This window comes from Roseovarius autotrophicus (assembly GCF_018069895.1).
Classification (GTDB): Bacteria; Pseudomonadota; Alphaproteobacteria; order Rhodobacterales; family Rhodobacteraceae; genus Roseovarius; species Roseovarius autotrophicus.
This window is the reverse complement of sequence record NZ_JAGQDH010000025.1, coordinates 15,787-36,244: the sequence shown is the minus strand read 5'-3', so window position 1 is coordinate 36,244 and position 20,458 is coordinate 15,787. Positions and strand designations below refer to the sequence as shown.

The 20,458-nt window shown below is 66.4% G+C and carries 24 protein-coding genes; 6 read left to right on the top strand and 18 right to left on the bottom strand.

The features are described 5' to 3' along the window. Positions 1-280, bottom strand: a 280-nt coding sequence (locus tag KAK09_RS16340) for a hypothetical protein (RefSeq protein ID WP_210880008.1), incomplete at its 3' end; no start/stop codon positions are given. Between the two features lie 113 nt (positions 281-393). On the opposite strand from KAK09_RS16340, the gene KAK09_RS16335 reads away from it, so the two are divergent. From KAK09_RS16335 to KAK09_RS16320, 4 genes are read left to right on the top strand one after another with little or no spacing between them, the layout of a single operon-like run. Further along, positions 394-2,442 carry a pseudomurein-binding repeat-containing protein gene (locus tag KAK09_RS16335; RefSeq protein WP_210880007.1) on the top strand — a complete coding sequence of 683 codons (2,049 nt, stop codon included), beginning with the start codon at positions 394-396 and terminating at the stop codon, positions 2,440-2,442. Next, positions 2,435-3,652 (top strand): GIY-YIG nuclease family protein, encoded by a 1,218-nt coding sequence (locus tag KAK09_RS16330; RefSeq protein WP_210880006.1) that lies wholly within the window; start codon positions 2,435-2,437, stop codon positions 3,650-3,652. The genes KAK09_RS16335 and KAK09_RS16330 overlap by 8 nt, the downstream gene beginning before the upstream one ends. A 2-nt stretch (positions 3,653-3,654) precedes the next feature. Continuing rightward, a complete protein-coding gene (locus KAK09_RS16325) occupies positions 3,655-4,680 on the top strand; it encodes a DUF4236 domain-containing protein (RefSeq protein ID WP_210880005.1) in 1,026 nt (341 codons plus the stop codon). Further along, the gene (locus KAK09_RS16320) at positions 4,677-5,021 is read left to right on the top strand and encodes a hypothetical protein (RefSeq protein WP_210880004.1); all 345 of its coding nucleotides are present in this window, start codon (positions 4,677-4,679) and stop codon (positions 5,019-5,021) included. Before KAK09_RS16325 ends, KAK09_RS16320 begins: the two co-directional genes overlap by 4 nt. Before the next feature lie 16 nt (positions 5,022-5,037). On the opposite strand, the gene KAK09_RS16315 is transcribed toward KAK09_RS16320, so the two are convergent. The 14 genes from KAK09_RS16315 to KAK09_RS16250 all read right to left on the bottom strand — a co-directional run bounded on the left by KAK09_RS16315 (position 5,038) and on the right by KAK09_RS16250 (position 18,116). Next, complete coding sequence (locus tag KAK09_RS16315) at positions 5,038-5,238, bottom strand: hypothetical protein (protein ID WP_247651366.1); 201 nt, start codon at positions 5,236-5,238, stop codon at positions 5,038-5,040. A gap of 155 nt (positions 5,239-5,393) precedes the next feature. Further along, positions 5,394-5,705, bottom strand: coding sequence for a hypothetical protein (locus KAK09_RS16310; RefSeq protein WP_247651365.1), 312 nt, complete (start codon positions 5,703-5,705; stop codon positions 5,394-5,396). 275 nt (positions 5,706-5,980) lie between these two features. Further along, positions 5,981-6,238, bottom strand: a complete 258-nt coding sequence (locus KAK09_RS16305) for a hypothetical protein (RefSeq protein ID WP_210880001.1) — start codon at positions 6,236-6,238, stop codon at positions 5,981-5,983. Beyond that, positions 6,238-6,918 carry a YcbK family protein gene (locus KAK09_RS16300; protein ID WP_210880000.1) on the bottom strand — a complete coding sequence of 227 codons (681 nt, stop codon included), beginning with the start codon at positions 6,916-6,918 and terminating at the stop codon, positions 6,238-6,240. The genes KAK09_RS16305 and KAK09_RS16300 overlap by 1 nt, the downstream gene beginning before the upstream one ends. Before the next feature lie 155 nt (positions 6,919-7,073). Next, a complete protein-coding gene (locus tag KAK09_RS16295; RefSeq protein ID WP_210879999.1) occupies positions 7,074-7,382 on the bottom strand; it encodes a hypothetical protein in 309 nt (102 codons plus the stop codon). Next, a complete protein-coding gene (locus tag KAK09_RS16290) occupies positions 7,379-8,377 on the bottom strand; it encodes an FscB (RefSeq protein WP_210879998.1) in 999 nt (332 codons plus the stop codon). The genes KAK09_RS16295 and KAK09_RS16290 overlap by 4 nt, the downstream gene beginning before the upstream one ends. After that, positions 8,374-9,255 (bottom strand): SPRY domain-containing protein, encoded by an 882-nt coding sequence (locus KAK09_RS16285; protein ID WP_210879997.1) that lies wholly within the window; start codon positions 9,253-9,255, stop codon positions 8,374-8,376. Before KAK09_RS16285 ends, KAK09_RS16290 begins: the two co-directional genes overlap by 4 nt. Continuing rightward, positions 9,252-9,926 (bottom strand): DUF2793 domain-containing protein, encoded by a 675-nt coding sequence (locus KAK09_RS16280; protein ID WP_210879996.1) that lies wholly within the window; start codon positions 9,924-9,926, stop codon positions 9,252-9,254. Before KAK09_RS16280 ends, KAK09_RS16285 begins: the two co-directional genes overlap by 4 nt. A gap of 75 nt (positions 9,927-10,001) precedes the next feature. Then, positions 10,002-13,133, bottom strand: coding sequence for a phage tail protein (locus KAK09_RS16275; protein ID WP_210879995.1), 3,132 nt, complete (start codon positions 13,131-13,133; stop codon positions 10,002-10,004). Further along, on the bottom strand, positions 13,120-13,380 hold the full coding sequence (locus KAK09_RS16270) for a hypothetical protein (RefSeq protein WP_210879994.1): 261 nt from the start codon (positions 13,378-13,380) through the stop codon (positions 13,120-13,122). The genes KAK09_RS16275 and KAK09_RS16270 overlap by 14 nt, the downstream gene beginning before the upstream one ends. Beyond that, positions 13,377-13,625 carry a hypothetical protein gene (locus KAK09_RS16265; RefSeq protein ID WP_210879993.1) on the bottom strand — a complete coding sequence of 83 codons (249 nt, stop codon included), beginning with the start codon at positions 13,623-13,625 and terminating at the stop codon, positions 13,377-13,379. The genes KAK09_RS16270 and KAK09_RS16265 overlap by 4 nt, the downstream gene beginning before the upstream one ends. A 9-nt stretch (positions 13,626-13,634) precedes the next feature. Next, positions 13,635-14,495 (bottom strand): phage BR0599 family protein, encoded by an 861-nt coding sequence (locus KAK09_RS16260; RefSeq protein WP_210879992.1) that lies wholly within the window; start codon positions 14,493-14,495, stop codon positions 13,635-13,637. Continuing rightward, on the bottom strand, positions 14,492-15,664 hold the full coding sequence (locus KAK09_RS16255; RefSeq protein WP_210879991.1) for a hypothetical protein: 1,173 nt from the start codon (positions 15,662-15,664) through the stop codon (positions 14,492-14,494). The genes KAK09_RS16260 and KAK09_RS16255 overlap by 4 nt, the downstream gene beginning before the upstream one ends. Next, complete coding sequence (locus tag KAK09_RS16250; protein ID WP_210879990.1) at positions 15,657-18,116, bottom strand: phage tail tape measure protein; 2,460 nt, start codon at positions 18,114-18,116, stop codon at positions 15,657-15,659. The genes KAK09_RS16255 and KAK09_RS16250 overlap by 8 nt, the downstream gene beginning before the upstream one ends. Before the next feature lie 60 nt (positions 18,117-18,176). Here KAK09_RS16250 and KAK09_RS16245 point away from each other — a divergent pair, with 60 nt between their 5' ends. Next, positions 18,177-18,518 carry a type II toxin-antitoxin system RelE/ParE family toxin gene (locus tag KAK09_RS16245; RefSeq protein ID WP_247651363.1) on the top strand — a complete coding sequence of 114 codons (342 nt, stop codon included), beginning with the start codon at positions 18,177-18,179 and terminating at the stop codon, positions 18,516-18,518. Next, the gene (locus KAK09_RS16240) at positions 18,515-18,805 is read left to right on the top strand and encodes a helix-turn-helix domain-containing protein (RefSeq protein WP_210879988.1); all 291 of its coding nucleotides are present in this window, start codon (positions 18,515-18,517) and stop codon (positions 18,803-18,805) included. Before KAK09_RS16245 ends, KAK09_RS16240 begins: the two co-directional genes overlap by 4 nt. A gap of 8 nt (positions 18,806-18,813) precedes the next feature. On the opposite strand, the gene KAK09_RS18865 is transcribed toward KAK09_RS16240, so the two are convergent. From KAK09_RS18865 to KAK09_RS16225, 3 genes are all read right to left on the bottom strand, one after another. After that, positions 18,814-18,969 (bottom strand): DUF7697 family protein, encoded by a 156-nt coding sequence (locus KAK09_RS18865; protein WP_418895543.1) that lies wholly within the window; start codon positions 18,967-18,969, stop codon positions 18,814-18,816. Positions 18,970-19,052: 83 nt separating this feature from the next. Then, positions 19,053-19,490: a hypothetical protein gene (locus KAK09_RS16230; RefSeq protein ID WP_210879987.1), complete on the bottom strand. Its 438-nt coding sequence runs from the start codon at positions 19,488-19,490 to the stop codon at positions 19,053-19,055. Between the two features lie 3 nt (positions 19,491-19,493). After that, on the bottom strand, positions 19,494-20,435 hold the full coding sequence (locus KAK09_RS16225) for a phage tail tube protein (RefSeq protein WP_210879986.1): 942 nt from the start codon (positions 20,433-20,435) through the stop codon (positions 19,494-19,496). Positions 20,436-20,458 lie beyond the last annotated feature (23 nt).

The window sequence follows — 20,458 nt, the reverse complement described above, 5'->3', positions numbered from 1 at the left end:
TGCCGACGGCGAACGCCATCGGCCGCGGAGAGAACTTCGATTTGAGGGCGGTGAATGAAATCGGACATAAAGCCGGACTTATCATCGGATCGCAACCGAAGTCAGACGGCCCCCGCCGGAGCGTTACTTTCGAACCGAATTGATCGGAGCGATCCAGAGCTGCTCGGAAACGGAAAAGCAACTTCGGATCAAGTTTCAACGCGGAGCAACGGACGAAGGGAGAAGGTATTCTCGGTTCTTCAAAAAGAATGCTTTTCCTGTCGATGACATTCACGATCATGACAAAATTGCAATCGTTGTCCAAGGAGCACTGAAATCATTCAGACCGGAGTTTGAGGCCATATCCAAAGTTCTGCCACCGTTTCTCAGTCATGGGAAAGAGGAGGAGATGCATTGACCAAGTCGATTCCCTCCGTCTCCGTGACCTATGCGCAGAACGGCAGCTCGACCAAGTCGAACGAGTTGGGCATGCGCGCGATGCAGGTGAAAGCCTATGAGAAGCGGGGCGAGCAATACCTGCTGATCAAATCGCCCCCGGCCTCGGGCAAATCCCGCGCTCTGATGTTCATCGCGCTCGACAAGCTGCACAATCAGGGCCTGCGCCAGGCGATCGTCGTGGTGCCGGAAAAGTCCATCGGGTCCAGCTTCAACGACGAGCCGCTCAGCAAGTATGGCTTCTGGGCTGACTGGACCGTCCAGCCGCAATGGAACCTGTGCAACGCCCCCGGTGGGGATGACGGCAAGGTCGGGGCCGTCGGCAAGTTTTTGGCGAGCCACGACAAGGTGCTGGTCTGCACCCATGCGACCTTCCGTTTCGCCGTGGACAAGTTCGGGATCGAGGCTTTTGATGATCGCCTCATCGCGGTGGACGAATTCCACCACGTCTCGGCCAACCCTGACAACAAGCTGGGCAAGCATCTGGGCGCGCTGGTCGCCCGCGATAAGGTGCATCTGGTGGCGATGACCGGATCGTACTTCCGCGGCGATGCCGAGGCCGTTCTGTCGCCCGAGGATGAGGCGAGGTTCGACACCGTCACCTACACCTATTACGAGCAGCTGAACGGCTACAAATACCTCAAGTCGCTCGACATCGGGTATTTCTTCTATTCCGGATCCTATGCGGACGACATCCTCAAGGTGCTGGACCCGACCGAGAAGACCATCCTGCACATCCCGAACGTGAACTCGCGCGAGAGCACCAAGGACAAGCATCGCGAGGTCGAGCACATCATCGATGCCTTGGGTGATTGGCAGGGCACGGACTCCGCCACCGGTTTTCAGCTGGTCAAGACGCCGGAGGGACGCGTGCTGCGCATCGCCGATCTGGTGGATGACGAACCTGCCAAGCGGGATAAGGTTTCAGCCGCCCTGAAAGACCCCACGCAGAAGAACAATCGTGACCATGTGGACATCATCATCGCCCTGGGGATGGCCAAGGAGGGTTTTGACTGGATCTGGTGCGAACACGCCCTGACGGTCGGCTATCGCGCCAGCCTGACCGAGATCGTGCAGATCATCGGCCGCGCCACCCGCGACGCCGAGGGAAAGACCCGTGCGCGGTTCACCAACCTGATCGCCGAGCCTGATGCCGCGGCCGAGGCGGTGACAGAGGCGGTCAACGATACGCTGAAGGCAATCGCGGCCAGCCTGCTGATGGAGCAGGTGCTGGCCCCGCGTTTCAACTTCACGCCCAAGACCCCCAAAAGTGGCCCTGTCGAAGGGTTCGATTACGGGATCGGCGGCTATGATCCCGCCAAGGAAAACGTTGGCTTCAACGAGGCCAGCGGTCAGTTCCAGGTCGAGATCAAGGGGCTGGTTGAACCCAAAAGCAAAGAGGCCAAGCGTATCTGCCAGGAGGACCTCAATGAAGTGATTACCGCCTTCGTCCAGGACAAGACCACGATCGAACGCGGGCTCTTCGATGAGGAACTGGTGCCGGAGGAACTGACGCAGGTCCGCATGGGCAAGATCGTCGGTGCGAGGTTCCCAGAGCTGGACGCCGAGGATCAGGAAGCGGTGCGCCAACACGCGGTGGCCGCGCTGAACCTGACGCAGAAGGCGAAAGAGGTTGCGCTGTCAGGCGGCGATGAAACGCAGACCAACGGCAACACCGCCCTGATCGATGGGGTGCGCAAATTCGCGATGGACGTGCGCGAGCTTGATATAGACCTGATCGACCGGATCAACCCGTTCGGCGAAGCCTATGCGATCCTGGCAAAATCGATGAGCGAAGAAAGCCTTCGGCAGGTTCAGGCCGTGATCTCGGCCAAGAAGGTGCAGCTATCGCCGGATGAGGCGCGCGATCTTGCGAAGCGCGCCGTCAAGTTCAAGCAAGAGCGTGGCCGCCTGCCCTCGATCACGTCACCAGATCCCTGGGAAAAGAAAATGGCCGAAGGCGTGGCCTATCTCGCGCGCATGAAGCAGGAGGCCGCGAATGGCTAAGGCGTTCACCGAGGAAGACGATGCTCTCCTCAGCGAACTCGGGGTCGAGGTCACCCCGAAGAAGGCCGCGAGTCGCACGCTGCGGGAAGAGCGCATCATCGCCGGGTTCGAAGACATCCAGCGTTTCTTCGATGAGCATGGCCATGCGCCCCGGCACGGGGAAGGGCACGATATTTTCGAACGGCTCTACGCGGTTCGGCTCGATCGACTGCGCGAACTGGAAGAGTGCCGCACCCTCCTGGAACCGCTCGATCATCAGGGCCTTCTGGCAGATGCCGTCGCTCGCATCCCGACCGCAGCCGATGATCTCGATGACGAGGCCCTGCTGGCCGAACTGGGCATTGACGCGGAGCCGGCAGGACTCACCGAACTGCGCCATGTGAGGTCGAGCGCCGAAAAGCGTGCGGCAGAGGAAGTTGCCAATCGGGAGCGCTGCGAAGATTTCGCCAAGTTCAAGCCGCTCTTCGACGCCGTTCAGCGAGATCTGGATGCCGGCATCAGGACAGCGCGGCCATTTGAGTTGAAGGCAGAAATCCGCCCTGGCCGTTTCTTCATCGTGGGAGGGCAGAAGGCCTATGTCGCCGAGATGGGGGAGCTCGAATTGACCCCTCAGGGCCGCACGGATGCGCGCCTGCGGGTGATTTTCGACAACGGCACCGAGAGCAACATGCTGATGCGGTCCCTTCAGCGCGCTCTCAACAAGGACGACGCGGGGCGCAGGATCACCGAACCCACGGCGGGCCCCTTGTTCTCGGGCGAAGCGGGGGAAGACGACGAAGCTAGCGGCACGATCTATGTGCTGCGCAGCCAGTCCGATCACCCGATAGTCGCGCAGAACCGGGAACTGGTTCACAAGATCGGCGTGACCAATATGAGCGTGAAACAGCGGATTGCGGGAGCACATTTGCAGCCGACTTTTCTGATGGCTGGCGTTGACGTCGTTGCGACCTACGAGCTCTACAACATCAGCCGGACCAAGCTCGAAAACCTGATCCACCGCATCTTTAACCCGGCGCGACTGGAAATCGAGATCGCCGATCGGTTCGGACGACCATTTGTGCCAAAGGAATGGTTCCTCGTGCCGCTCTTCGTGATCGATGAGGCGGTCGAAAGGATCAAGGACGGAACGATTGCTGAGTACGGTTACGATCCCATGCAGGCAAAACTGGTTCGCGGCGTAGCCGCCCAAGCCACCAATAGCCGCGAGTAAACATGCCCTTCCGCTTCTGGCGCCGCATCCGTCTGGCCCCCGGGGTCACGCTGAACCTGTCGAAATCGACCGCCTCGCTGTCGTTGGGCCCGCGCGGCGCGAAATACACCATCAGCCCACGCGGCAACCGGGCCACGGCGGGCTTACCCGGTACGGGGCTGTTCTACACCGTTCATGACCGCAAGCGCACGGGGCGCGGCGGGGCGGCCCCGGCGCCGTGCGTGCCGCAGCGCGACCGGCTGAAGCTCGGGTTCTTCCAGCGGCTGATGACCCCGGCCGAAGAGCGTCGTTTCATCGATGGCATCCGCGCGCTCAATGACGGCGATCAGAGCGCGGCAGTCGAAGCGCTGGAGGAAGCGCGCGATCTGCCCGATGCCGCCTGGATGGCCGGGATGATCCGGCTGCGCCGCGAGGAACTCAATGCTGCGAAGGCCCATTTCCACGATGCGCTGGGCCGACTGGACGAGCTCGGCACGCTGTTCGGCAAATACGAGATCGCCGCGCAGGCCAGCCTGCCGATCACCTCCGACATCTTCGCCCATGTCTTCCCGCGCGAGCGCGGCACACGGCTGGCGCTGGTGGAAATCGCGCAGCTTCAGGGCCGCCTTGATGACGCCATGGCGCATGTCGAGCGGCTGCTGGAGATTGACCCGACCGACCCGGTGGTTCTGCTGTCCTTCGCCGAGCTGGCGCTCGACACGCCCCAGGACCGCGCGCTGATGGACCGCGTGGCGCGCGCCACGGCGCATGTCAAGAACGAAACTCCGGTTGATACGGCGATCCTGCTCTATCGCGGCAAAGCGCTGGCGGCACTGGACCTGCCCGATGCCGCCATCGATGTGTTCACGCTCGCCAACCGCCGCCGCAAGGACCGGCCCGATGCGCTCATGCAACAGATCCGCTATGACCGCGCCGTGCTCTATTTTGAGACCGGCCAGCGCGGCCGCGCGAGACGCGAATTCGAGCGACTCTATGCCGCCGATCCGGGATTTGAGGATGTGGCCGAGAGGCTGGGGGTTGGCGGATGACCGACACCGCCCTTGCCAGACGCATCCGCGAAACCCTCACCGGGCGAACCGCAAGCGATCCGTTCATAACCTATCAAGCACTGGCCAGCGAACTCAGCCTGCAACCACCGGGCACCATCCGGCACGTCGCCGCCGCGCTCGAGCAGACCATGCGCGAGGGTGTTGCCGACGGTCGCCCGATGATTGCCGCGCTGGTGATCAGCCGCGCGGGCGATATGCCGCGGCAAGGTTTCTTCGATCTCGCGGTGGCGCTGGGCCGGTTTCCGGAGGATCCAGCACAGCACCGCGCGGCATGGTCGGCCGAATGCACGGCGGTGAACGGGACGCTGGATGGTGCTTGAAGCGGATAGCCTCAGATCACCTGATCCCGAACCAGCGCATGGCGGTCTGCAGCAGATGATCGTAATCGCCCGCCATGGCCTCGTCCATGAAGGCGGCGACTTCCGCGTCCGAGAGGCCAGCTCCCAGCGCGGCTTCGCGACATCTGCCGAGCACGGCAAAGGCGTTGCCGTCCTGGCCGGTCAGCGTGACGGTGATGTCGGGATATTTCGGGGTCATTCCGTGCGGCTCCATCGACGTAGCACCACGACATCAGGCGTGGCCTGCGCGCATAGTCCAGTTGAATGTGAAAGCTGTAGGAGTGGGGGCGATGCAGGGCACTTGCCTGAAGGTCCGTCTACGCTCGCATAGGTCGTGGTCCGTCCGTCGCAGCGTTACTCCGGGCCGCGACTGATCATCTTTGGGTCGATTTCCGGCTCGTCCCATTTCATCGCGGTGCCCATCCAGCGCTCGATGGTTGCCTGAAGCTTGGGATCGTCGGCCTCGAGATGGAAGGTGTAGAGGCGGTTGACGATCTCCTGCATCAATTCGCGCATCTCGGCGTCATCGATGCGCGAGACCTCCGACCAGGGAATGCGCCTGCCGTCGGCGTCCACCACGAACACATCCGAATAGTCGCCGGTCCGGGTGACGGGCGTCAGACCAACATGCAGCGTTTCCAGTTGCGTGTTGCGCACGCACAGCATGGCCATGATTCTGGCCAACTTCGCCGCGATGTGTTTTTCGTCGTCCCTGTTCATCGCCCGAGAATAGCGGCATCCGCGTGGACGCGCCACGAGTCAGAACGGCAGCTCCAGCTTACTGACCTGCACAGGCCCGCGCCTGGTCGCGTAGGACGGCGTAATCAGCGAGCAAGCCCAGTATCAGCGCCCCGTCTGGCAGCGCCGCCACCTCCTCCGCCACGCGCGTCTGCTCGACCCGGCTGTACTCCACCACCGGCGGACAAGCGCCGGGCGGGGCGTCAGAACCCGCCGTCGCGCAGCCGGTCAACAAGATCGTCACGGCTGCGAGGGCGGCGGCTGGCCGCAAGCAGCATATGGCTGTGGATGACATTATGACGCTCCAGTCGGTCGAGCCGCTCGGCGGCGCGGCCTGCGCGCTCGCCCACACCGCGGAGATTGAGGATGAACAGGGTAATGGTGAGCACGACGAGGGCGAGAGCCGCTACCCGCCGCGCCCAAGGCCGGGCAAGGATGCCGGCCAGCAAGCTCGCCCACATCAGCGCAATCCCCTCTCCCAGTCGTCGAGCCGGGCCCAGACAGCCACCGCGATCCCGCTCAGCGCGAGAGCAATGAACACCCAGCGCAGCGTGTCGAGATAGGGCACGAGCGGCAGGATGGCCGACTGCGTTTCGGCGAGGACGTTCTGCGCGACCTCGACCCCGGCGGCACCGACAGTCGCGACACCGGCCGCGCCCGTGCCGCGCAGCGTGCGGCTCTCGGCCAGCGCCTCGCGCGCGGGTGGGGTCTCGGCCGCGAAGGGGACGACACGGGGCGGGAACCGTTCTCCCCACTGCCGCGCGGGGCCGAGGTCGATATGGATGAAGCCCGAGCGCGGATAGAAGCCGAACCCCAGAAACCCGACGTCCCGCGCCGCCGCCTCGAAGGTCATCGGATCGTGGTTCGACATGGCGATATCAAACGCCGTGCCGTCCATGTGCTTCGACGCCTTCGCTCCGCCCACCGCACGGTTGTGCTCGGGGCTGCGATAGGCCGAGCGCACGATCAGCGGCTTGCCCAGCCGGTCGCGCAGGGCCTGAAGCTTGTCGAGCGCTTCCGGGTGCAGCTTCAGCTGGCCGGTGCCCCGGCAGGCGATCTCGGTGGGCGAGAAGTTGGGCCAGCGCCAGAGCTGCTCGGGCACGTCGCGGAAGTGGCGGTAGGTGCGGATGGGATCGGACATGGTGGTCTCCTATGAGGACAGGCAATGCGGGAAAGCCCCGCCGCCCTGGAGAGGCGGCCGGAAGGGGTTCGTTTGGTTGGGACGGGGGCAGGATGCCGACGCCGGGTTGCCGCCCGGTGCCTCCAGCGCACGCTGCGTTGCGCGGTGCGGTGGCGTCAGTCGCCGTTCCGGCGCTGGAAGGCGGCGAAGATCAGGTTGCGCATGTCGTGGATGTCGCGCTCGATGCGCGCGAGCCGGTCGTGATCGACCTTGCGGTCCTCGTCGCGGCGCTTCTCGATACGGGCGCGTTCTTCGGCCAGTTCCTGCTCGAGCTTGTGCAGCAGCGCCTCGTTGGTGAAGGCTTTCCTGGTCACGGCCGTGGCCAACCCCGCGATGAAGGTGAACCAGACGCCGATGGCGGCCGCGATGCCATGATCGCGGAAGGCCTGCGTGATCTGCTCGAAGAGGGAGGACTGCTGCGTCATGCCGAGAGGATCCCGACTTCCGTGGGCAGGCTCAGATCGCTCCACGGGCTCGCATCGGCCGGGTTCACCGCCCAGCTCGAATAGACGGGTTTGGGCGCGAGGTCCGGCACGGTCTCGGGGGCGGCATCGTGGTTGACCCCGCCTATGCGCAGGAAGCCAGCGGTGGCTTGCGGCCCATTGGTGCCCGCTTGCGCGATCTGCTTGAGATGCACGCCTGCGATGGCGGAGACCGATGCCGGACCGGTCGGGCCGGTGAGCGAAAACGACATGCGCTGCCCCGCTGCCGTACTGGCGACCCGCGTGGCGATATCGCCATCGCTGAGCGCGTCGATGCTGCCCACCATCTGGTTGAAGCTGGCGATGGCGTTTGGGCTGCGGCGCACGAAGCGCCGCCCGATGGTCGAGACCCCGTCGAGGACAGCGATATGGGCGTAGTACCAGGTGCGGCTCGAGCTGGTCCCATGCAGCCCTGTATTGGTGAAGACGACCTGCACCGGCTTGCCCTTGCCGCCCGTGTTCGCGGCGGTGGCGGTGCTGTGCAGCACGCCGTCGATGTGGAAGTCGACGGCGATCTCGGCGCCGACAGCGACGCGCAGATCGACCCATTGCGCCTGGCCGTTGGCTGCTGTGTAGCTGGAGCTTCCCTGCTCGACCGTGTCGCCATGCGCCTCGGCGTGATAACGGTTGGTCGAGGTCAATGGCCGGACCTGGGCGATCCTGACATTGTCGGCGTCGAAGAACTCGAGGAACCCGGCGTTGCTCTGGGTGATGCTCTCGGAATCGGCGTTGGGCGGCACGTAGCGGAAGCCCAGCCACATGTCGCCGACCGGCGCCGGAAACCCGACCGCGAAGGGGGCGGCCAGCGTGCGCGCGCCGGAGAAGCGGAGGCCGTTGACATCGAGCGTGTCGTCGAAGCCGGTGGCAACGGTGCTCAACAGCCCCGAGATGCCGGAGATGTCGGTGGGCTGATGGCCCAGATGCAGGATGTAACTCATGGCAGGTCCAGTTCGATGTAGAGGGCGGCATGGGCGGCGGAGAACGCGGTGCCCCCGCCGTGATCGAGAAAGAGCGAGGTGTCTGCGCAGGTGAGGCGCGCGCCGCCGCCGAGGTCGAGCCAGGTCTCGACTTCTCCGGTGCTGAGATCCGTGTCCCAGCCGAACTCGATGAAGGCATGGGCCTGATAGATGCGCAGGTCGGGGTCTTGATACCCCAGCGCCTGCACGCCGGGCGGAACGGGATAGCTGAACTGCGAGGGCAGCGAGCGCAGCGTGCCGCCGTCGCCCGGATCGCGCCCCTGGATCTGGGGGTGGAAGGCGGCGCTGGGCGCGGCGGTCCATGTCGGCGCGCCGCTCACCGGATCGTCCCGCCAGATACCGTTCAGCCCGATCCAGAGGCTCGCCGCGGCCGGATCGAAGGCAAACATCAGCACGTCGCCCGCCCCATAGGGAGCCAGCCCGGTCAGCCGCTGGGTGGAGTTTGCGGAGGGCGCGTCGTCGGTCGACCAGAGCGTGCCATTGCCACGGTAGCCGATGCTGCCCCCGGAGATCGGGTTCCAGCCGGTGTCGTAATGGGGTCGCATGGCGTCGCTGACCACGCCCAGATAGCCATCGAACTGGCTCGATCCGCCGGGGGTGCAGAGCACCTCCCAATAGCGCCGCCCGTCCGTGGGCCGGATCGCCCTGGCGCTCGGCACCCAGCGGCGGTAATCGCTGCCGCCGGAGGTGTTGATCGCGGTCCGGTTGCCGTCCGAGAGCGTGTAGCCTGCGGGGCGGCGGGTGGTGTCGAGTTGCCACGCCGACCCGATATCAACCGGCGGCCCGGTATCCGCACCGCCTTGCGCCAGGATGGCCGCGCGCATCATCAGCAGGCTCATGCGACGGCCCCCGCCAGCGCGCCCTGAATGACCCAGGCATCCGCCCCGCGCTTCACGAGTGCTGCGCCCGACCATGGACCATCGAGCGTGACCGAGCCGCCGGTGACGCCATTGAGCGAGACGTCGGCTGCCGCCGCGATGGTGGCAATCCCGGTCCCGACCTGCGTGACGTTGATCAGAGTGCCGATCTCGAAGGGCACCGCTGCCTCGGGCGGGATCGTGATGGTGACGCCGGACGAGCCGGTGGTCTCGAGAATGTGGCCGGGGTCGGTGAGCTCCAGCGTGTGCGCTGTGACCGTGAGTGTGCGGACCGGCACGATACCGGGGCGCGGGACCTCGACCCATGCCCCGCCCGTAAACCGCACATGCTGCCCCTCGTCGGCGACCCAGACCTGCCAACCCTCCTGCGGAGTGAGAAACGCCCAGCCCTCCGAGAGCGGCTCCCCGTCCCAGAGCGCCAGTGCATTGGCATTGATCAGGGCGTCTGCCGGGACGATGTAAACGTCTCCGACACTGCCGATTCCCGGCAGAGCCGTGCTTCGCGACAGCGCGCGCGCCTGCACCAGCACCGAGAGGGCGCGCAGATCCTCGCTGACGCTGGTGCCCCAGTTGCGTTGGCCAGGATCGTAGAAGGCGCGCAGCCCCAGTCCCGGCATGATCCGTTCCGGCATGCTTGGTCTCGCTTGTCGTTGTGAAGGTGGTGGTGATGCTGGTGCTCGCGACAGCGTCGAGCCGAATGGTCTCGGTCAGCTGCCCCAGAGGAAGCCCCAGCCGCGATCCCATCCAGCGGCGAAGGGCGCGGTCAGCCGGAACCGGCGGGCTTCCCGGTCTGTGAGAAAGATGTCTCCGACCTGCCGACGCGCCCGGACGACGAGGTCGATCTCGGCGGCACGTTCGGGTGCGCCACTCTCGGGCACGTCCTCGGGCGCGAGGATCCAGCTGGTGCCGCTGCCTGCGTCGATGGTGATACCGGGCGGCATGAGCGCCACGCCGGTGTCGGGATCGATCCAGCGCACCTCGATCGCATAGCTGACGCCCGGCTCCGGCCCGATGGAGGCGCCCGTGTGATCGACGATGACAGGGCTGGTCTGGGTCAGCCGGTCGCGATGGGACCAGGTCAGCTCAACATCGCCCACGACCAGCGCATCGACGTCCGGCGCATAGCTGCCATCGACCTGCACCCGACCGGGCGGCAGGGGCCGGATGGCGCGGCGGTCAAGCGTCACGCTATCCTCGGGTGCCAGCGCGAAGGCGAGCGTGCCGCGCCCGGTCTCGGGCAGCAGCCGGATCGCGATGGTTTCGCCTGCCGCCCAAGTATTCTCGGTGATCTGCGCGACGTCATCGAAGAAGATCACCGGCGTTCCCGCCGCATGAGCGCGCGGCACCGTGTCCAGACTGCCCCGGCCCACGGTGATGGCGGCGGCAGTGATTCCGTCGACGCGGACCAGCTCGCCGCCGAGGCTGGCCAGCGTGCCGATCCCGACCTCGCCGATGTCGCGCCAGTCGGTGACGGGGAGAACGCGCTCTTCCGGATTGTCGGAGACGTCTTCCGCCAGCTGCGCCGTGGGTGCGAAGGCGACCACGCCATCCTGCGCGGGGCCGGTGCCGGGGTCGATCCAGAGTTCGGCCGCCAGCGCATCCGCACTGGGGCGCTCGCCCGTGGCCAGCAGAGTGCCCGCGTCGGGATCCTCACCGAGCAGGCGGTCGGCCTCGCTGTGCCCAAGCTCGCGGACCAGCAGCCAGTAGGGTGCCTCCTCGACCATGCGCCGGGACAGTGCCCGTGGCGGCGCGGCAACGCCGGTGCCGGTCGGCATGCGTCCGCCCGTGATGGCCGTCGCGCCAAGGGCAAACACGTCCTCGGCGATCTTCAGCCGGATGCCATTGTCGCGCCCGTCGCCCTGACCGATCTCGGAGATGCGCATCACGACATCGTCGAGCGCGAGGCGCGGCGAGCGCAGCCGGATCACATCGCCGGGGCCGAGATCGGCGCCTTGGCGGTTCACACCTATCTCGCCCGTGAGCAGCGGCACGGAAAGCGCTCGAAGGTCGCGCTCGGCCACGCGGATCGCAAGCCCCTGGGTGCGGATTCCCGGATAATCGAGCGTGGTCGCGATCACCTCGCCCATCGACTGCACGCGCGCGGTGTCGATCACGCTGACCGCCCCGTTCTCGTCGGTCAAGGCGTCGCTGAACCTCACGGTGACGCTGTTCACCAGGTCCGAGGGCGCGCGTCGCCCCAACCGCCCCCAATCCACGACATTGGTCTCGTCGAAGATTGGCAGCGCGCTGGCGTCATAATCTGCCCGGATGAGTCTGATCTCCCACAGTCCGCTGCGCCGGTCGATGAAGAGCGATGCGTCGATATGGTCGAGAACGCTGGCGATGAACTCCTCGATGGAGCTGTCCTGCTGCCAGATCAGCGAGAGGCCGAACCCCTCGGTGTGGAGCGTGTCCGCAGCAGCGGTGAAGCTCGCCCCGATCTCGAAGGCGGAATAGCCCAGACCCCAGTCGCGGTTGGTCAGGCATTCCCGGATGATATGGGCCGGGTTCATGTCGGGGCCGTTGCCAAAGGCCCCGCGCAGGGAGGCCACCAGTGCCTGGCTGTCGCCGGGCGGGACAACCGGCACGCCGTCCACGGGCGTGTTGTCGAGGCGCGCGGTATGGCTCGTGTCCGCCAGCGCGATGTTGAAGCCGAAGATGTCTACAGGCGGCAGGGTGGCGATCGTGGCCAATGCGGCGTCGACCGAGGAGACTGGCGAGGGCGCGCCGTCGGTCACAAAGATCACGATCCGGCGTTTGTCCCCGCCGCCTGCAAGGAAGACGCCGGCCTCAGCGAAGGCCGCGTTGAAGTTGGTCCCACCCGATGTGCTGTTCGAGAGCGCCAGCATCCAGGCCTCGAGCGCGGCATAGTCGTCCGGGCCCATCTCGCGGCGAAGGGTCGAGCCCGCGACGGAGGCGTTCCAGAGCACGATGGCCATGTCATTGGGGCGGTCGGGATCGACGCTGGTGCCGATCTCACGGATCAGTGCGGCCACACCCGCCTTCTGGGCGGCCATGCGCGTGCCCGACATAGAGCCCGAGACGTCAAGCGCGATATAGATCGCGGCGTCCGAGATATTGGCCTCGGGCACGATGGGGGCCTTCTCGGGATACCATTGCGCCGCGCCCGCCTCGCCGGTCAGCACGCGGGTCACGCGCACCGCCCATGGCTTGAGATAGGGATTGACGCCGAGGTAGACCTGCCGCAGCACGAGGCTGCAAAGCCCGCGATAGCCCGGAACGTCGCCATTTATGGCTGCTGCAAGATAGTCGTTCTGCCCCTGACCCGGCCCACCCATCAGCACATCAATATCGCCGACAATCCCGCCCTCGCGCTTCTCGCCGCCGAAGAGGTCGGGCGCCTCAATGCGGATGCGCCCGCCACCGGCACCGGCATTGCTGGCGTCGCTGGTGGCTATGAGGACCTCGACCGCCTGAGCGGCAAAGCTCAGCGCCTCGGGCAGGACGGACCAGGAGGTCACATCGCTGGCGGCGTCGAAGGTCACGCCGCGCAGCGTGATGGCCTGGCTGATGCCATTCGCGAGGCGCAAGCGGTAATCCCGCCCCACCCGCACGCCCGCGAGCGTGCCGGGCAAGGTGATCGTGGCGCTGCTCTCCCCGGCCTGCGCCGCCATGGCCGCCATGCCCGCCACCGCGCCGAGGGGCGTCTCCACGGCAGCGCCGCCGCCCGAGACACCGCCGCCGGTGGTGACCGACCAGGCGGTGCGGCCATCGACGAGGATCTCGCGGATGGCGTCCACCGGGCCGTGGCAGAGCGCCAGATGCATGCCCAGCGAATAGCGGAAGCCGACGGTCTGCTTCTTGCTACGCCCGCCCATCGGTGCCCTCCCGTTCCCGCGCCTCGCGCGCTTCCCGGGCCTCGGCGGCGGCGATCACCGGCCCGACCAGCGCATCGCCCGTGGCGCGCATCCGCTCGGCGGAGATGCCGTGATCGAGAAACGCCTGCCACTCAAAACCCTGGCGGCGAAACCAGGGACGCGCGCCGGCAAGGCAATAGCGCGCCGTGCGCAGGTCCTGAATCGTCACGCGGAGAGGGCGGGCCGTGCTGTGGTCTGGATCGGTCACTTCTTGCCGCCTTTCTTGCGGATGGGATCGACCTTGAGATCGCCCGCCCAGACCACATTGGGCCCGGTGATCAGCACCGTCCCGAAGACCACCGGGATCGGCCGGCCCTCCTCGGCGGTGGGGAGCGAGAAATCGTCGAGCCCGGCCGCTGTTGGCTTCTCGACCTTGGGCCGCGGGCTCAGGACGAAGGAAACCGCCGAGAGCACCAGCCCGATGGCGAGTTGCGCGATGAAGTTGAAGACCATTGCGATGTCTCAGACGATGGACCCGCCGCCGAGCGGGTTGCGGCCGGGAATTTCGGGAAACCCCCCGAAGTTGGGAAGATTGCCGAACTTGTTCACGCAGGTGGACGCGCGCAGGTCGCAGCCCGGCGCGATGTTGGCCAGAACCGGCAGGGGATCGCCCGTCTCCGGGTCGATCTCGGGGGCGGCGAGCGCGACCGCGAGCTCTGGTATCGGGCGCGAGAGCATCACCACCGCGCCCGCATGGCCCGTGATGAAGCCGAGTTCTGGCCCGAACCGCAGCACGCCAGCCCGGAACCAGCCGTCCGGATACTCCGCAGCCTCGGAGATGGTCACGAGCACCCCCGCGACCGCTGTCACCGTCCCGGCCCGCCAGTGCAGCGCGATGTCCAGCGTGCAGCCGCGTCCGTAATGCGCGTGACGGCAAAGCCGCTGATACTTCGCCCGCACGCCAGCGCGGCGCAGCGTGCTGAAGATCGACTCCGCCTGCAGAATGATCCGCTGCCCCTCGACCTCGGCACCCATCACGCGGCCCTTCCAATGCGCCACCGTCTCGCCCGGCACCTGCTCATGCCCGCGGAAGATGGTCAGCGTCACCGGCGTGTTGCCCAAGGGACCGAGGAATCGCCGTGCGAAAGGATGCGAGAGCGGCCAGGTCAGTTCCAGCCGCCCGCGCTCGATCTCGCTGGTCTGTACCACATCACCATGGGCCACGGCAGCAGGCTCCCAGATGATCGTCTCCCCGCCGCTCCCCGCACTGGTCCAGGCCGTGGCCCGGCTGGTGAAACGCCAGACCTGATCGCCCTCGACGAACTGGTAGAGGAAATAGGGTCGGCCCTCAGCGGTCGAGGACTCGATGCTGGCATAGGTCATTCGGGCACCTCGATGACAGGGAGGGTCACTTCGCTCGCCACAGCGCCATGCTGGATCTCGACGCGGTCGGCATCCGCGCGCATCGCGGTCAGAAAATGCACCTTGGTCGTGAGCGGAACTGGCTCCCCGAGGTTCGAGGACAGCGTCAAGCGGTGATCGTCCCCGTCCTCTATCGCCGCCGTGATGGTCCGGAAGCGCAGCGCGGTCGGCATCTCCAGCAGGATCGCGCGACCGACATAGGCCGCGAGTGGGGCGACCGGCGCCACGCGCATCAGCACCGATCCTGACGTCATGGCCGTGCGCAATTGCAGCTCATGGCCCCAGGTAGGCACCCAAAAGCTGGCTTGCCGCCCCCGGAGAGACCAGAGCCAGCGGCGCAGGGCGTGACGCGCGGTTGGGCCTTGTGCCTTGAGCGTGATCGTCTCGCTCCGCTCGAAGACATCGCGCATAGGCTCGACTTTGAGCGGGCCGAAGCCGTTGTCGACATATTCCACCGCGCGGCGCAAGCTGGCGCTGAGCGGGCGTCGCAGAAGGCTCGGGTCGGTCTGGACCGGGCGTCCGAGATAGGTCGGCAACACGGGCGCGGCGATGTCCGGTGCATCGCGCAACAGGAAACTGGCTGTGACCGTACCATCTCCCTGCCTGCGGCGGGTGACCTCGATGGCGGAAGTCAGCACCCCTGCGCGGATCGGCGCGATGGTGATGCGCCGCGCCGCCACCGTCGGGCCGGGCAGTTGCAGAACCAATGGCTCGGTCAGGATCAGCCGGTCGGCCTGAACGCTGGCGATGGCCACCGCCACCGCTTCACGGCCATCGACCGCTATCGCCGCCAGATCGCCGCTGCGGAAATCCGAGAGCCCCGTGTCGAGCAGGATCTCGGTCGCGCCTTGCACCAGATCTGCACCGGGCTGCAGCGCCATATGCCAGAGCGGGACCAGCCAGTCTCCGGCGAACCCGAAGCGGGCGAGTTCCGCGGCGCGCGCCATGCCCGGCGCATCCAGCCTGTGCCGGAACGTGACGATCTCGCGTGGCCGGGGTCGAAGCGCGATGCGCTGTTCGCCCGCGCGCGATGTCAGCACATCGGTGCGCCATTCCAGCACTTCGTTGATCTCCTGTGCCGCCGGGAAAGCCCAGAACAGCAGCGGCAGTGGGCCTCCCACCTCAGGCATTCAAGGCATTCCGGTTGCGGCGGATGACATTCAGGATCGCCCGCTCGCCCGAGGGCGTGGCGAGATAGTCGCCCACGACGGAGGGGTCGAGCACGTTGATGATGCGCGTCGATAGGTCCTGTGCAGGCTGTGACGATTCCCCGCCATTCATCTCGACCCCGAGCCTCCCGTCGCGTCCACGCCGCAGCGGCAGGATTGCCTCGGGCCCAGCCTCGCCCATCAGCCCGATGCCGCGCGAGAACGGGAACACCGTGGGACGGTTCACGACGCCACCGCGCGCGAACGCCGTCAGGTCCTGTCCACCCGCGAAAACACCACCGCGCGCGAAGCCGAAGAGGCTGGCGAGAAAACCGCCGCCACCGCCGCCGCCAAAGCCCGAGAAAGCATTGAGCAACGCGTTCTCGATCGGCTTGAAGGCCTGCTCGATCAGCCGGTTCGCGAGGTTCTGAGCAATACGGGAAACAGCGCCAGCGAAACTCTCCCACGCGAGTTCCCCAGACTGGAGCGCTTCCTTGATTGGCCCGGTGATATCGTCCGCCAGACCCTGCGCGATCTCGCGCGATCGTTCCTGCGCTTTCCGAATTTCATCGGCCGCTGCTTTCCAGGCTTCGCGAGCAGCATCGGCACCCTCGCGCATCGCTTTGCCAGCGGCACCACCAGCGCTGCCGGTCTTTTTCGTTGTGTCAGTTGTTTTCTCCAGCTCCGCGTTCAGCTTGGTAGCTGCGCGATCCGCCGCGTCTAAACTTGCCTCGGTATCGGCACCGGATGCTGCGACAGCCTCGCGCAGCGCAGCCACCGATTCCAGAGGTGCCATTGCAGCAGCAGTCACGCCGGCCATCACCTCGCGCAGTTCTTCCGCCTGTCCACGTGCTTCCTCAGCCGCGGCACCAAGCCCGAGTTCCGGCATGGTGATCGGCTCGGACGTGAACGCGGCCTGAAACGCCGCGCGTGCATCGGCCCCGGCCTCGGTCGCCGACCCCGCAAAGGGATTGTCGATCCGGCCCAGTTCCAGATCGCCGATCAGCGCGACCCGCCGCTCGATCCCCAGCGCCTCGAGCCCGGCATTGATCCCGTCCAGAAACCCGTTGATGCGCTGGCCGACGCCGTTCAGCATGGCCTCGATGCCCGCAATCAGCGCATTCGCTGCCTGGAAGGCAAAATCCCCGATGGCACCCGGCAGCGCGCGCCAGAGCACCTTGATCGCGTCCAGCGCCCCCTGGAAGGTGTTCAGCGCCCCGTTCCCGAAACCAACCACGGCTTCCAGAGATGTCTGCAGCGCCTCCGCAATCGCTGCCTTGATGTCGGCCCAACTGGCCATGATCGAGAGCCCCATGGCGACGGTGCCAAGCTTCATGCGCTCCCAGACCTCTTTCGCGAAATCGCCCAGCAGCGAGAGCGCAGTGCCAAAGCCACCGGCTCCGCGCACGAGACGGGTGAACTGGAAGACGAGTTCGCCTGCACCGACAATCAACGCGCCGATCCCGATGCGGATCAGCGCGCCGCGCAGCACCACGAGCGCGGTGGCAAGGCCGCGAACGGAGAGCGCCGCGGCGGCCATCCCGGCGACCCAGCGCCCTGCCATGAAAGCAGCGAATGTGGTGGCGATGGTGGCCAGACGGCCGAGGTTGTCGAAAAGGCCACGGATCGCGCGCCCGAGCGGTCCAGTGGTGCGCGCCACTGCTGCCATCGCATCCGCGACAGCTTCCAAAGCGGGGGCAGCAGCCACGGCGAGCTGGTTCGAGAGCCCGCGCCAGATCAGACCCAACCGCGAGATCGCGTCATTCGTGCGCTCGATCTGGGCCGCGTCCTGATCGGACACCACGACCCCGAAATCCCGCACATCCTGTGTGGCCTGCTGAAGCGTGGCGGTATCGATGCGGGTGAACACCAGGGCAGCGCGATCGCCGAAGAGCTGGGAGGCGACGGCGGCGCGCTCAGCCTCTGGCACGAACTCGGCCAGCCGGTCCTGGATGAGCGCGATGCGCTGGTCGAGCGGCAGGGCCTGCAGTTCGCTGGCAGTAAGGCGCAGTTGATCAAGCGCCTTGACGGCTGGACCGGTCCCGGCAGCGGCCTGTGACAGGCGACGGGTCAGCTGCATCGCGGCCTGCTCGACCTGCCCCATCGACACGCCGGCCAGATCGCCCGCGCGCTCGAGCACCTGGATGCTCTCGACCGTGGTGCCCAACGAAGCGGCGAGCTTGGCCTGGCTGTCGATGACCGAGAGCCCCGACCGGATCATCGCCGTGGCGGCCACCGCAATCGCGGCCGCCGCCGCTGCCGTCGCCACCCGCGCGCGCCGGGCAAAGGCCGCAAGCCGGGCATTCGCGCCCTCCATCTCGCGCGAGAGGCGCCCGAAGCCACGTTTTCCAGCTTCGCCGACACCCTCCAGCTCGGCCTTCACCTGTCTGCCGCCGCTGGCCGCGAGGCGGACGGAGACGCGTTTTTCTGTCATTGATCAGTTCCTGCGCTTGCGCGCCATTGACATATGCGCCATTGGCGCACATATGGAGGCATGAGCATTGTCACCGTTGTCGAGACCCCGGAGTTCCAGCGCCGCGCGGACCGTCTCATGTCAGAGGACGAGCGCCTTGCGCTGATCGATTTCGTGGCGCGCAATCCGATGACCGGGGTCTCGATTGGCGGCGGGGTGCGGAAGTTTCGCTTCGCCCGCGAGGGCGGCGGCAAGAGCGGCGGCTATCGGGTGATCCACTTCTTCAGCCCCGAGGGGGACACGCCGATCTTTCTGATCACGGTCTTCGCGAAGAACGAGAAGGCCAACCTGACCCCGCGCGAGACGGAAATGGTGAAGCAGCTGGGGGCTGCTCTTGCGGCCAGCTACAGGAGGACAACATGACCGACGCGTTCACAAGCATCGAGAAAGGCCTGAAGGAGGCGCTGGCCCATGCCAGTGGCGAGGCACAGGCCACGATCCATGAGATCGACCTGCCTGAACCCGATGTGCAGGCGATCCGGGCGCGCACCGGGCTTTCGCAGACCGAGTTTGCCCGCAGCATCGGGGTAAAGAAGGGCACGCTTCTGAACTGGGAACAGCGCCGCCGCAGCCCCGAGGGACCGGCGCGTGTGTTGCTGGCGCTGATCGACAAGGATCCGAAGATCGTCCAGCGCACATTGGCGGGCTGAGCCGCGTTTCACCCGTTCAGCCCCCCGGTCTCCGCGTCCATCTTATCATTGAGATGCCGCACCATCATCGCCTCGATCACGGGCAGGAGCTCGGCCGCGGCGCGGGGATCGACGCCCAGCGCATCGGCCATGGCGAGCGCTGCGCTCATGTCCCATCCCAGCACGACCCCGGGCACGGCGCGGATCTGGCCACCCAGTCGCCCGGCCAGGTCCCAGACCTGCCAGCCTTCCCATGTGTGCGGCGCGTTCAGGGTTTGCGGGCAGTCCGGGCACGCGCCTTCGCAGGCCGCGCAGTAGCCTTCGCCCCCGCCCCAGATCCAGTCTGCGAGGGCGCGGAGGCGTTTTTTTCCAGCTCGATCTCCAACCCGCTGGCGACATAGTTCATCTGGAACTTCTCGAAGATCGGCCAGATATCGAGAAGTGCGGTGATCCCTTCGGGTGTGACCGGTGTGGGATTGCCCTCCGCATCGCCCACACCCTCCCAATCAAGGATGGCGCGCTCAGCCAGCGTCTTGCCGAAAATCACGGCGATCTCGTCGTCGTTCGCGCCCTCAGGCAGGCCGCGCATCGCCGGATCGCTGCGCGCGGCGACCATCAGCGCGGTGGTCAGCGGTTCGACCTGGACGCTGACGCCAAGGCCAAGATCGAGCCAGTAAGGCTCACGGACGAGGTTCAGACGCAGCATGAATCAATACTCCTCAATGCCGTTGATCAGGGTGACGGTGCACATCCGGCCCGAGCCGCCATCGCGCGCCGCCTGCCAGTCGAAGGTCGCTTGCACTCCCTGGGGCCCGGCAATCTCGATTCGCGGGCGCGGCAGATAGACGGCATGGGCGGTGAGCGTCAGGCTTTCGCCCGAGGGCAGCGTGTAGCCGAAGGAGAGTTCGCTGGGCTCGCCATTGATCGCCTGCGTCACCAGCAGCTGATCGGCAAAGCGCACTTCAATCCGGCCTGTCAGCGCAGCGATGGACGGGTCCGCGCCGTCGATGCGGCCATCGCTCCGGATCGTCTCGATCCGGTCGAGGTTGTTGGCATAGGTGATCTCGGCCGAGACTACGTTGCCGAGCGCCACGCCATTCCTGCTGACCGCTCCGTTGAAATGACCGAAGCGCTGCAGGCCGATCTCCGCCAGTGTACCGGCGGCGGAGACCGCCGCCACCGTTTCGCCCTGCGCCACCAGACTCGCGGTCGCGGTCAGCAGCCCTGAGCGCTGCATCTGCCAGCTGAGCGTGTCGAGCACGCAGCCCGAATACATGGCGAAACGCGGCACCTCCGGCATGCCGGTCTCGATCGACAGCGACGGCAGGGTCCAGTTTCCCGAACGGAACTCGTGAGTATAGGGGGCGGCTGCGCCAGTGGTCGTCGGCTCCCCGAACGCCGCCTTCAGCCAGAAGCCGAATGCCTGCGCGTCGATGGGCACGACGACATTGCCATCCGCCGTGACCGCATCCTTGATCGGCGCCAGCGGATCGCGGCCATAGCCCAGCAGCTCGCTGTTCAGCAGCGGCTGCTCGGCCCCCAGCGTCGCGCTGGCAAACGGTATTCGGGTGTAGCCGCCTATAGGGGGCGTTCCATAGGTGGTCTCGAACGCCAGCGCCATCTGCGCCCGCGCCCCTTGGGCTCGTGCCATAGTGTTCTCCTCGGGTTGTCGGG

What these genes read in the sequence shown, in the direction of transcription:
- KAK09_RS16325 (WP_210880005.1), top strand. Translation starts at nt 3,655, where the DNA reads ATGCCCTTCCGCTTCTGGCGCCGCATCCGTCTGGCCCCCGGGGTCACG.
- KAK09_RS16275 (WP_210879995.1), bottom strand. Translation starts at nt 13,133, where the DNA reads ATGGGCGGGCGTAGCAAGAAGCAGACCGTCGGCTTCCGCTATTCGCTG.
- KAK09_RS16260 (WP_210879992.1), bottom strand. Translation starts at nt 14,495, where the DNA reads ATGACCTATGCCAGCATCGAGTCCTCGACCGCTGAGGGCCGACCCTAT.
- KAK09_RS16280 (WP_210879996.1), bottom strand. Translation starts at nt 9,926, where the DNA reads ATGCCGGAACGGATCATGCCGGGACTGGGGCTGCGCGCCTTCTACGAT.
- KAK09_RS16265 (WP_210879993.1), bottom strand. Translation starts at nt 13,625, where the DNA reads ATGGTCTTCAACTTCATCGCGCAACTCGCCATCGGGCTGGTGCTCTCG.
- KAK09_RS16255 (WP_210879991.1), bottom strand. Translation starts at nt 15,664, where the DNA reads ATGCCTGAGGTGGGAGGCCCACTGCCGCTGCTGTTCTGGGCTTTCCCG.
- KAK09_RS16310 (WP_247651365.1), bottom strand. Translation starts at nt 5,705, where the DNA reads ATGCTGTGCGTGCGCAACACGCAACTGGAAACGCTGCATGTTGGTCTG.
- KAK09_RS16245 (WP_247651363.1), top strand. Translation starts at nt 18,177, where the DNA reads ATGAGCATTGTCACCGTTGTCGAGACCCCGGAGTTCCAGCGCCGCGCG.
- KAK09_RS16295 (WP_210879999.1), bottom strand. Translation starts at nt 7,382, where the DNA reads ATGACGCAGCAGTCCTCCCTCTTCGAGCAGATCACGCAGGCCTTCCGC.
- KAK09_RS16300 (WP_210880000.1), bottom strand. Translation starts at nt 6,918, where the DNA reads ATGTCCGATCCCATCCGCACCTACCGCCACTTCCGCGACGTGCCCGAG.
- KAK09_RS16250 (WP_210879990.1), bottom strand. Translation starts at nt 18,116, where the DNA reads ATGACAGAAAAACGCGTCTCCGTCCGCCTCGCGGCCAGCGGCGGCAGA.
- KAK09_RS16330 (WP_210880006.1), top strand. Translation starts at nt 2,435, where the DNA reads ATGGCTAAGGCGTTCACCGAGGAAGACGATGCTCTCCTCAGCGAACTC.
- KAK09_RS16225 (WP_210879986.1), bottom strand. Translation starts at nt 20,435, where the DNA reads ATGGCACGAGCCCAAGGGGCGCGGGCGCAGATGGCGCTGGCGTTCGAG.
- KAK09_RS16230 (WP_210879987.1), bottom strand. Translation starts at nt 19,490, where the DNA reads ATGCTGCGTCTGAACCTCGTCCGTGAGCCTTACTGGCTCGATCTTGGC.
- KAK09_RS16315 (WP_247651366.1), bottom strand. Translation starts at nt 5,238, where the DNA reads ATGACCCCGAAATATCCCGACATCACCGTCACGCTGACCGGCCAGGAC.
- KAK09_RS16305 (WP_210880001.1), bottom strand. Translation starts at nt 6,238, where the DNA reads ATGTGGGCGAGCTTGCTGGCCGGCATCCTTGCCCGGCCTTGGGCGCGG.
- KAK09_RS16285 (WP_210879997.1), bottom strand. Translation starts at nt 9,255, where the DNA reads ATGAGCCTGCTGATGATGCGCGCGGCCATCCTGGCGCAAGGCGGTGCG.
- KAK09_RS16290 (WP_210879998.1), bottom strand. Translation starts at nt 8,377, where the DNA reads ATGAGTTACATCCTGCATCTGGGCCATCAGCCCACCGACATCTCCGGC.
- KAK09_RS16320 (WP_210880004.1), top strand. Translation starts at nt 4,677, where the DNA reads ATGACCGACACCGCCCTTGCCAGACGCATCCGCGAAACCCTCACCGGG.
- KAK09_RS16240 (WP_210879988.1), top strand. Translation starts at nt 18,515, where the DNA reads ATGACCGACGCGTTCACAAGCATCGAGAAAGGCCTGAAGGAGGCGCTG.